This window comes from Ruminococcus callidus ATCC 27760, assembly GCF_000468015.1.
GTDB classification, from domain to species: Bacteria; Bacillota; Clostridia; order Oscillospirales; family Ruminococcaceae; genus Ruminococcus_C; species Ruminococcus_C callidus.
Map to the genome: position 1 here is coordinate 1 of NZ_KI260442.1, position 422 is coordinate 422.

The following is a 422-nucleotide window of genomic DNA, read 5'->3' on the forward strand; positions in this document are numbered from 1 at the left end:
CAACTGCGAGGAAGCCATATTTATTCTTGCAAAAAACAACGCAAACTATCGTTTGACATTTTTTGCGTAGTGTGATATACGAAATACTCGAGGGCATACCAATAACGGTAGGCGGTTTGTTTCTGCTCCCACTGCTCATTGGAACAGATGGGAGGTGATCGGTATGATGGATCAATACATCACTTTAGGTGATTTGCTGAGAATCGGCAGCTTTCTGCTGGATTTGATCAGCGTGATCTTGTACATTTACTATAATCATAAAAATAGTAATTCGAATCACTACAGCAAGAAAAAGAAATAACCGCCCTGAAGCTACCAACTCGCGGCGGTTATTTCTTCTTAACCATAAACAGTGGGAGCAGACCGTCTGCTGGTGTGCTCTCTTTGTTTTTATTATACGCGATTTTCTCCGGTTTGTCAAG

Annotated in this window: 1 protein-coding gene; it reads left to right on the top strand. The window is 41.5% G+C overall.

The annotated features are described in order from the left end of the window. Nucleotides 1-163: 163 nt before the first annotated feature. Nucleotides 164-301 carry a hypothetical protein gene (locus RUMCAL_RS15595; protein WP_021682765.1) on the top strand — a complete coding sequence of 46 codons (138 nt, stop codon included), beginning with the start codon at nt 164-166 and terminating at the stop codon, nt 299-301. Nucleotides 302-422: the final 121 nt, after the last annotated feature.